A 9,168-nucleotide genomic window follows, 5' to 3' on the forward strand; every position below is an offset into this window, starting at 1 on the left:
TGAATGCGGTGACCGATGGACCCGTTCACGTGGTGACGTTCTCCCGCGGAACGTCGGCGGCCGTCGCGTGGACCCTCGATCACCCAGACCGAGTCCGATCACTGGCGATCGGCGACTACGTCCCCGAGGAGAAGGTGCTGCCGAACGGCGCCGCGGAGAAGCTCCTCAGCGGGCGTTGGCGCGGCACCCCCGTGAGCGAGCGCCTCGACGTGGCCGCCGCCACGAAGACATTTCAAGCAGCGCAGGATCAGTCGTTCTGGGAAGAGCTTTCCCAGCTTGGCCTTCCGCTCCTGGTGGTGCGCAGCGGCGACGGCGTCCTCGTCGGCACGCGGGAGTGGGCGCGCTACGGGCGCCTGTTCCCGCAGGCTCGACTGGTCGAGTTCCACGACTCACCACACGACATCTTCCGTCCCGACCGCGGCCGGTACCCCCGACTCGTTCAGCAGCACGTCGAGCAGTCCGACACTTTGAGGTTCTCTAAGGGGCTCGGACCGCGCCCATGATGAGTTGAGTTGCGAGCATGTCGAGCTGACCCTTGATGGTCACGTCGACCAATTCCCCTGACTCGTCCCAGATCTCGTCGGCGGAGTTGATCGCCACGCCGAGCGGTGTCGGCCAGGCACGCAGGGCATGCCCGATGACGCGCAACTGTCCCAGTGTCCCAACAGCGGCCTGCCAGCCGTACGCACAGCTGATGCAGCCCCACGGCGTGTTGTCGAGGTAGACCCGAGGCGCCTCGCGGAGGTCCTCGATGTAGTCCAGCGCGTTCTTCACCAGTCCGGACACGGCTCCGTGATATCCCGGCGAGGCGACGACGACCGCATCGGCGTCGCGCAGGGCGGCGATCAGCGCGGTCGCCTTGTCCGTACGCGTCGTGACGTGCGGGTTGTACATCGGGAGGTCGATGTCATCGCCGTAGAACGACAGCGTCCGGCCGCCTTGCCGCTCTACCGCTGAAAGACATTGCCGTAGTGCACGTTCAGTGGAGGAATTGGCGCGCAAGGTGCCCCCGAGGCCGACGATGAGCGGTTGGGTGTTGGTGGTCGTCACGTTCTCACTCACTTGATCGCGATCGGGCTGACGGGGGCTCCGACCGCGCCGACCACCTTCAGCGGAGGCGCGATCAGCTGGAACTCGTAGACCCCGTCTGCCGCACAGTCCGCCGCAAGTCGGGACAGGTCCCAGTACTCGCCGAGCATCAGGCCCATGTCACGCAGGCACAGCATGTGCATCGGCAAGAACGTACCCTCCACGCCATTGACCGGGTCGGGATCTTCCACCATCAGGTTGTCGGCGGCCACGGCGGCGACCTCGTGGTCGTGCAGCCACGACGCGCACGTCCACTCCAGACCCGATCCCGCCTCGGCGCCGTCACCGGTCGACAGGAAGCGCGTCCACCAACCGGTGTGCACCACGACGATGTCACCGCGCCCGATCCGCACCCCCTGCTTGGCGGCGATGTCGTCGAGCTCGGCTGGTGTGATGGGATTTCCTGGCCGACAGAACGTCTCCTCGCCCCGGTGGGCGACCACGTCGAGCAGCACACCGCGAGAGGTGATGCCCGTGGCGTCGACCTTCTCGATGCCACAGTGGAAGGCGCCGAAGCTGGTCACCGAGTCGGCGGGAAAACCGTTGTAGAGCCTTTCCTCGTAGTAGACGTGCGACAGGGCATCCCATTGCGTCGCCGCCTGCAGCGACATGACGATCATGTCGTCGTTGAACCGAAACGGATTGTCGACGAAGAACGAACTGAGTTCCTGAGCCACCGAATTGCGCAACCAGCCGGGCGCGTACCGCACCAGGGTTTCGGCGTCGCCGCCGTCCACGGTCATCACGTGGACGGGATTCTGGCGGAACTTGAACGCCCCCTGCGGCCCCGATGAGCTGAAGTCGCCGCCGAGCGAGATCACCCTGCCCTGCTTGACGCATCTGGCGCCCTCCGCGACCTTCTCGGCGGTGATGAAGTTCAGCGTGCCGATCTCATCGTCGTCGCCCCAACGGCCCCAGTTGCGGACTTCGTCCGCGACCCGCCGAAAGTCGTTCATACCGGCCATGATGCGGAATCCTCCAAGGTGGCGGCGACGCGGGCGGCGAGGTTGCCGCCATCGACCCAGAGCACCTGCCCTGTCACGAAACCGGCGGCCGGGCTGTTGAGGAACACCAACGCGGCGGCCTGTTCGGCCGGATTCGACATCCGGCCGAGCGGTTGCGGGAAGCCGTCGAGATACCCCTGGCCGTATCGGGTTCGGAGCTGGTCGAGGATCGGCGTCTCGGTCACGCCGGGTCCGGTGCAGTTGATCCGGATGCCGCGCGAACCCAGCGCCACGGCGTTCGCCATGCCGTAGAGGATGATCGCCTCCTTGGCGATGCGGTAGCCGCCGTCGGCGTGGGCATCGGGGTGGTCATGACACCACTGCACGCCCTCGGCGAAGGTGGTGGTCCGCAGGAGACCCGCCACCTCGCCCATGTTCTCGGCGTAACCGGAGGCTGCCAGCGACGAGACGCTGACGATCGACGACCCAGACGGCATGCTGGGCAACAGCGCCTCGGTGAGATGGCGGGTGCCGAGGAAGTTGATCTTCACGACCAGCAGCGAATCGCCGATCCCCGAGGACACCCCCGCCACGTTGAAGAGTCCGTCGACGCGGCCGCCGATCGCCGCCACCGCCTCGTCGATCGATGCCGGGTCGGAGAGGTCCACCCGATGAAAGTCGTTGACTGCGAACTCCGGTGAGCGCACGTCGAGTCCCACGACGTCGGCACCGAGTTCGGCCAACTGACCGACCAGCGCCGCACCGATTCCCGACGCGCACCCCGTCACGACGACGCGACGCCCCGCATAGCTCAACAGGTCGCCGAAGACTCCCACGATCGATCCGGTCGCGTTCAGCTGGCCGCCTCGCGCGCTTCCTTCTCCAATTGCGCGGCGTGAACCCGGCCCTCGTTGATCTCTGCCATCGCCTCGGGAATCTCGCTGGAGGTGAACTTTCCGCCTTGGCCGGTCGGCAGACCACCGAACGAGTAGTTCTCGTCGAAATCTGGCGCGGACGAGCCCTCGCGACGGCTCTCGACCTTCTCCAGCACCGGTTCCAGACGCTTGGCCTTCGCCGCGACCGCCTTCTCGTCGCGCTCGATGAACTCCGGAAGGACCTCCTTGCCCATGAGTTCGATGGACTCCATCGTCCCCTCGTGGCTGCGCGGGTTCAGCAGCAGGATGATCTCGTCGACGCCGCTCTCCTCGTAGCCGCGCAGGAACTCGCGGACGGTGTCCGGCGAGCCGATCGCGCCGCGACCCGGGCCGTAGGCCAAGCTCGGGTCGGCCTTCACCTCGTCGAGATAGCGGTCCCACACACCGGTGCGGCCAGGGGTGTGCATGCCCGTCATGTAGTAGTGCATGATGCCGAACGAGAAGAATCCGCCGCCGACGCCGAGCCGCTCGACGGCCTGCTCGTCGGTCTTGGCGACCATCATCGAGAGATCGCCGCCGATCGCGAGGACGTTCGGGTTGGTCAACGGCGTGACCGGTGCGCCCTTCTCCTCGAGCTCCTTGTAGTAGCCGTCGACGCGGTCCTTGAGCGGCCCGGGTCCGGTGTACGCGAAACTCAGTGCGCCGATGGCCTTCTGCGCGGCCATCTGCACCGAGGCCGGCCGGGTACAGGCCACCCACACCGGCGGGTGTGGCCGCTGCAGCGGCTTCGGGACGACGTTGCGTGCAGGCATCTCGATGTGCTGTCCCTTGAACCCGGTGAACGGCTCCTCGGTCATGCACCGGATGGAGACCTCCAGCGCCTCCTCCCACTGCCCCCGCTTGTCGGCGGGATCGATGTTGAAGCCGCCGAGCTCGCCGACCGAGGACGACTCACCCGTGCCGAACTCGACGCGACCGTTCGAGATGAGGTCCAGCGTGGACACCCGCTCTGCCACCCGGGCGGGATGGTTGACCGCGGGTGGAAGGTGCATGATGCCGAAACCAAGCCGAATGTCCTTGGTGCGCTGGCTCGCCGCGGCAAGGAAGATCTCCGGCGCGGTCGAGTGACAGTACTCCTCGAGGAAGTGGTGTTCGGTCAGCCAGACCGTCGAGAAGCCCGCCTTGTCCGCAAGCTCGACCTCGTCCAGACCGTCCTGAAACAACTGCCGCTCGTCGTCGGCGACCCACGGTCGCGGGAGCGCGAACTCGTAGAACAGTGAGATCTTCATGCTTACCTCCGGTAGGTGTCGAGCTTCGAATCGCTTGGCGTGTCGTCGTGGTCGTTCGTCGAACCGATGTGTCTCGCGGCTACGTAGCCGAACGTCATTGCGGGGCCGATGGTCGCTCCGGCACCGGCGTAGCTGCGGCCCATCACCGCGGCAGTGGCGTTACCCGTCGCGTAGAGCCCCGTGACCACCGAATCGTCGTCGCGCAGGACGCGGGCGAACTCGTCGGTGCGCAGACCGCCGGACGTCCCAAGATCACCGAGGATGATCTGGAAGGCGTAGTACGGCGCCTTGCCCAGCGGATGGAGGTTGGGGTTGGGCAACGTCGGATCGCCGTAGTAGTTGTCATAGGCACTGTCGCCGCGCCCGAAGTCGTCGTCATGGCCCTTGCGGGCCAGTTCGTTGAACCGCTCGGCGGTCCGGCGCAACTCGTCGACCGGAACCCCGATCTGGCCGGCGAGCGCCTCGAAGCTGCTGCCTTCCTTGACGATTCCCGAGTCCAACCACGCCTTCGGCACCTTCCATCCGGTCGGCACCGGCGCGAACGGAATCTTCGGGATCGGCAGGTGGCCGCCGACCACGTAGCGGTGGAACGAGCGGATGTCGGTGACGAGCCAGCACGGAATGTGGGACACCCCGGAGCGCTGGCCTTCGATCATGGCGTGCGCGAAGTCCATGTAGGGCGCCGCCTCGTTGATGAACCGCTTACCCGCGCCGTTGACCACGAACTGCGACGGCATCATCCGTTCGTTGAGCATGAACTGCAGCCGCCCGTCGGGCCAGCACATGGCGGGGAACCACCACGCCTCGTCCATCAGGTCGGTGGATCCACCGACCTTCTCCCCCGCCCGGATGCCGTCGCCCATCGCAGCGGGATTGCCGAAGCTCCAGTCCTTCTCGAGCTCCGGCAGGTGCTCGCGACGCCAGGCCATGTCGTGGTCGAAGCCGCCAGAGGCCAGGATGACGCCGCGCCGGACGCCGATGCGCAGCGGTCCCCCGTCACGTTCGACGACGGCGCCGACGACGCGGCCGTCGACGTCGGTGATCAACTCGGTCATGGGTGCCTCGAGCCACAGCGGAATGTCGTGGTCCTTCAGCGCCAACCGCATCCGCGCCATCAGCGACTGTCCGATGGCGGCCATCCGGTCACCGAACACGTGCGCCCGGACCATCCGCCAGACGAGTTTGACCAGGACGGCCTTGCCCCGCCAGTTCTGGCGCACCTGGTAGAAGAGGCGTAGATCCTTGGGGGCGAACCAGATTCCCTTGGGCGCCAGCGCCAACGGCGTCAGCAGGTTGCGCTCCTCGTCGCCAAGCTTGCGCACGTCGATCTCTGGAACGTTGATCGTGCTTCCCCGCTCCGATCCGCCTGGAAGCTCCGGGTAGTAGTCGGCATACCCCGGTTTCCAGACGAACTCGAACCACGAACTGGACTTCTCCAGGAACTCCATCATCTCGGGTGCGGCGTCGACGTACTGCCTCAAGCGCGCGTCGCTCACCAAGCCGTCGGTGATCTGCTTGAGGTAGTCGAAGACCTCGTCCGGCGACGGTGAGTAACCAGCGCGTCGCTGCGACGGTGCGCCGGGTACCCAGATGCCACCGCCCGACAGTGCGGTGGAGCCGCCGAACTGGGGCGACTTCTCGACGATCAGGGTGTCCAACCCGTCGGCGTCGGCCTTGAGTGCGGCGGTCATGCCGCCGCCGCCGGAGCCGACGACGAGCACGTCGACCTCGCGGTCGAAACCGGTTTCGTTCATTACCGTCCTCTACTCATCACAGCGGCACCGCCGTGCGGACCGCGAAACCGGCAATCAACTCGGGCGCGGGCCGGTAGTAGCGCAGCTTCGTCTCGTACGGCCCCTGGATGGCCAGTGCCGCGAAAGCCGCTATCCAGGTGCGGACTTCGTGGGCACTGTTACCCGCCTCGGCGGCGATCCACGAATTCGACCAGTTGTCGACCTCGGCCACCCGGTTGGTGTCGAGGAGTTCCAGCAGCGCGCGGTCCCAGTCGGGGTTGAGCGGTCGCAGGGGACTCTCGCCATGGGCGAAATCGTGCGCGGCGGCAATCACTGCCGTCTGCCTGGCGCTGCGCTGTTCTGCTGTCATCGGCTCGCCGTGCACGATGCGGCCGAGTGCGGCGGGGGGCGCCGTCGCCAGCGTCGGTACGGGCGGATCGTGCGACAACCCGCCGGAACCCACCACCAGCACCCGCTTGTCGAGCGTCGCCAGGAAGTGACCGACGGCGGTACCCAGCGCCCTGGTGCGCTTGATCGGACCCAGTGGGGTGGCGACCGAGTTGATGAACACGGGCAGCACCGGTACTCCCGCGATGTCGCCGAAGAGGGCCTCCAGGGGCTGGACCGTGCCGTGGTCGACGTCCATGCTGGCCGAGATGGCGACGTCGACGCCGTTGTTCCACAAGCTCTCTGCGCATTCGGCTGCCACGTCACCTGGCACGTTCAGCGGGCCCTCGTGCGTGCCGTAATCGCCGACACCTGCGGCCGCCGTACCGATGCAGAACGGTGGCATGACGCGGTAGAAGAACCCGTTGTAGTGATCGGGCGAGAAGATCACGACGAGCTCGGGGTCGAAGTCGCGCACGAATTCCCGGGCATCCGTCAGTGCGGAGTCGATGTCGTCAAGGAGCTCTGGTGATGGTCCCGGCAGATTCAACAGCGGGCTGTGCGACATGCAGCACAGTGCCAGCGGTTTCTTGGTGGTCATGGGAGTCATTGCCTCCCTTCCTCAGACAGAGGACGTCGAAGAGTGCGGTGCTCATCTCGGGTGCGAGTTGGGCGATGCACGCTCCCGCGATGCACCGGTCGGGACGCAGGAAGAGCACCGACTCGGTGTGGCCGTCGAAGAACGACTTCAGGCCACCGGTGCGGTCGCCGACGATGACGACCTCGGGGTCGTCGTGCCCGGTCCAGTGCAGTTGGGTCACCGGTCTGGCGGCGACGAACCTCGCCCCCAAGGCCTTCCATCGCGCAAACGCGACATCGCCGAGCAGTGCCCGCGGATTGTTGTTCCAGCTGAGCACGGCGAACCCGGCGCCGATCACGTCGTCGAGCAGGACGTTCTGAGCGTCCCGGGTATCGACACGGGGTTGGATGAACAGCGTGCCCGTCGGGGAGGTCGCAGACCGGGGTTCGAGGTGCGCGATGGCGCCCTGGTCGTAGCGCGGCATCGGCTTGAAGCGCATCTCGAGGATGTAGCGCTTGAGCGCCGGCACCACCGACGCGCCACGAATCAGCCTGTCGCGCAGCGCTGCCACCCGGCGGTTGGTCGGCGAGATCACGCGTCCGACCATCGTGGACAGGTCGATCATCGCCCGTGCATGTTTGCGCCGCTCGTCGTCATAGGTCTCCAGCAACGCGTCGTCCGCCAGGCCCTTGACCACCGCCGCCAGTTTCCAGCCGAGATTGGCTGCGTCGCGGATACCGCTGTTGTAGCCCTGGCCCTGCCACACCGGCATGAGGTGCGCGGCATCACCGGCCAGCAGCATCCGGCCCTTGCGGAACGCACTCGCGATGCGGGAGTGATGGGTGTACACGCGGTGCCGGATCACCTCGACGCGATCGGGGTACGGCACGAATGGCGCCAGCATGCTCGCCATGAAGGCCGGCTCCTCGACCTGCTCGTCGGTCTCGTCGGCGTGAATCATGAACTCGAACCGGCGAATACCGTGCGCGATCGAGATGGAGGCATACGGCCTGGCGGGATCGGCGCCGACCTCACTGTTGGGATGGCCGAGCGGATCGGTCGCCAGGTCGATGACGAGCCATCGCGTGGCGGACGTGGTGCCCTCGAAGGTCACGCCCATCACGCGTCGCGTCGTACTGCGTCCACCGTCGCAGCCCACGACGTAGCGGGCGACGATCGGATCTGTCTGCCTCGCGATGGCCACCCGCACACCGTCGGCGGTCTCCTCGCACGACTCCATCGCCCGGCCCCACGCCACCTCGACACAGTCGAACCGGTCGAGGCCGCGCAGCAACTCGGCGTCCACCATCGGTTGGACGAAACCGTTGCGCTTGGGCCAGCCGAATCGGGCATCGGGAGGGGCCATTTCGGCCAGCAGTCGCCGGTTGCCGTCGTAGAACCGGAGGATCTGGTTGGGCACGGTGTGCGGCAGCACGTGCTCGACCACTCCGATCGACTGGAACGTCCGCAGCGCCTCGTCGTCGAGGCCGACACCGCGGGGATAGTCGATGAGGCTGTCGCGTTCGTCGACCACCAACGTTCGGACACCGTGGTGCCCAAGGACGTTCGCCAACGTGAGACCAACCGGCCCGGCACCGACGATGAGTACGTCAACGCCTGCCATTACTCAACGCCCCAGCAGGAAGTCGATGTGCAACGCGTTGAACGTCTTGGCATCCTCGTACTGCGGCCAGTGACCGCAATCGGGCATCACCTCGAAGCGGGCTCCTGGGATCATCGAGGCAATGCGACTGCCCTCGCTCACGTCGGCGGTCGGGTCGTCACTCGTCCACAGCACCAGGGTCGGCGCCGTGATCGCGCCGTACTCCTTCGGCCCGAGGAGATTGTGCGCCCTGATCTCGGGATCCTGCAGTGCCATGATGTTGCTCATCGCGCCGACGAATCCCGGCTGGCGGTACACGCGCTGGCGACTGGCCACGATGTCGTCGTAGCCCTTGCTCTTGTCGGCCATCAGCCACTTGATCCTGGCTTGAACCGTTTCCCAGGAGGGGTTCTCGGCTGCCGCCATCGACAGCGAGATGATCCGCTTCATCACCTCGGGGTCGGCCTGTGATCCGCCGGCGGTGTTGAGCACCAGGCGGTTGATCCGGTCCGGGTGATCGGAGGCGGCGCGGGCGGCCACCCACCCACCGAGCGACTCGCCGGAGAGATGGATGCGCTCGACGCCGATGACGTCGAGCACGGCCAGGAGATGGTCGACGTAGTGCGCTACTTCTAGCGGGTGTCCCGGCTTGTCGGTGTAGCCATGGC

The 9,168-nt window shown here is 66.5% G+C and carries 9 protein-coding genes; 1 reads left to right on the top strand and 8 read right to left on the bottom strand.

Going from position 1 to position 9,168, the window contains the following annotated elements:
- On the top strand, nucleotides 1-503 hold a 503-nt coding region (locus ACRDUX_RS20010; protein ID WP_526415759.1), incomplete at its 5' end, for an alpha/beta fold hydrolase.
- Here the strand turns inward: ACRDUX_RS20010 and ACRDUX_RS20015 are convergent.
- The 8 genes from ACRDUX_RS20015 to ACRDUX_RS20050 all read right to left on the bottom strand — a co-directional run.
- The gene (locus ACRDUX_RS20015; RefSeq protein ID WP_526415760.1) at nucleotides 478-1,050 is read right to left on the bottom strand and encodes an NADPH-dependent FMN reductase; all 573 of its coding nucleotides are present in this window, start codon (nucleotides 1,048-1,050) and stop codon (nucleotides 478-480) included. The genes ACRDUX_RS20010 and ACRDUX_RS20015 overlap by 26 nt on opposite strands.
- Nucleotides 1,051-1,058: 8 nt before the next feature.
- Complete coding sequence (locus tag ACRDUX_RS20020) at nucleotides 1,059-2,045, bottom strand: cyclase family protein (RefSeq protein ID WP_526415766.1); 987 nt, start codon at nucleotides 2,043-2,045, stop codon at nucleotides 1,059-1,061.
- Complete coding sequence (locus ACRDUX_RS20025; RefSeq protein WP_526415761.1) at nucleotides 2,042-2,869, bottom strand: coniferyl-alcohol dehydrogenase; 828 nt, start codon at nucleotides 2,867-2,869, stop codon at nucleotides 2,042-2,044. The genes ACRDUX_RS20020 and ACRDUX_RS20025 overlap by 4 nt, the downstream gene beginning before the upstream one ends.
- A 17-nt stretch (nucleotides 2,870-2,886) precedes the next feature.
- Nucleotides 2,887-4,197, bottom strand: a complete 1,311-nt coding sequence (locus tag ACRDUX_RS20030) for an LLM class flavin-dependent oxidoreductase (RefSeq protein ID WP_526415762.1) — start codon at nucleotides 4,195-4,197, stop codon at nucleotides 2,887-2,889.
- A 2-nt stretch (nucleotides 4,198-4,199) separates the two neighbouring features.
- A complete protein-coding gene (locus ACRDUX_RS20035) occupies nucleotides 4,200-5,951 on the bottom strand; it encodes an FAD-dependent oxidoreductase (protein ID WP_526415763.1) in 1,752 nt (583 codons plus the stop codon).
- 16 nt (nucleotides 5,952-5,967) lie between these two features.
- Complete coding sequence (locus ACRDUX_RS20040) at nucleotides 5,968-6,885, bottom strand: 3-carboxyethylcatechol 2,3-dioxygenase (protein WP_526415767.1); 918 nt, start codon at nucleotides 6,883-6,885, stop codon at nucleotides 5,968-5,970.
- Complete coding sequence (locus ACRDUX_RS20045; RefSeq protein ID WP_526415764.1) at nucleotides 6,833-8,521, bottom strand: bifunctional 3-(3-hydroxy-phenyl)propionate/3-hydroxycinnamic acid hydroxylase; 1,689 nt, start codon at nucleotides 8,519-8,521, stop codon at nucleotides 6,833-6,835. Before ACRDUX_RS20045 ends, ACRDUX_RS20040 begins: the two co-directional genes overlap by 53 nt.
- Before the next feature lie 3 nt (nucleotides 8,522-8,524).
- On the bottom strand, nucleotides 8,525-9,168 hold a 644-nt coding region (locus tag ACRDUX_RS20050), incomplete at its 5' end, for an alpha/beta fold hydrolase (protein ID WP_526415765.1).

The organism is Mycobacterium sp. (assembly GCF_050701675.1).
Lineage (GTDB): Bacteria > Actinomycetota > Actinomycetes > Mycobacteriales > Mycobacteriaceae > Mycobacterium.

Excerpts from the sequence above, each read along its gene's own strand:
- ACRDUX_RS20045 (WP_526415764.1), bottom strand. The coding sequence starts at position 8,521 with ATGGCAGGCGTTGACGTACTCATCGTCGGTGCCGGGCCGGTTGGTCTC.
- ACRDUX_RS20035 (WP_526415763.1), bottom strand. The coding sequence starts at position 5,951 with ATGAACGAAACCGGTTTCGACCGCGAGGTCGACGTGCTCGTCGTCGGC.
- ACRDUX_RS20040 (WP_526415767.1), bottom strand. The coding sequence starts at position 6,885 with ATGTCGCACAGCCCGCTGTTGAATCTGCCGGGACCATCACCAGAGCTC.
- ACRDUX_RS20030 (WP_526415762.1), bottom strand. The coding sequence starts at position 4,197 with ATGAAGATCTCACTGTTCTACGAGTTCGCGCTCCCGCGACCGTGGGTC.
- ACRDUX_RS20020 (WP_526415766.1), bottom strand. The coding sequence starts at position 2,045 with ATGAACGACTTTCGGCGGGTCGCGGACGAAGTCCGCAACTGGGGCCGT.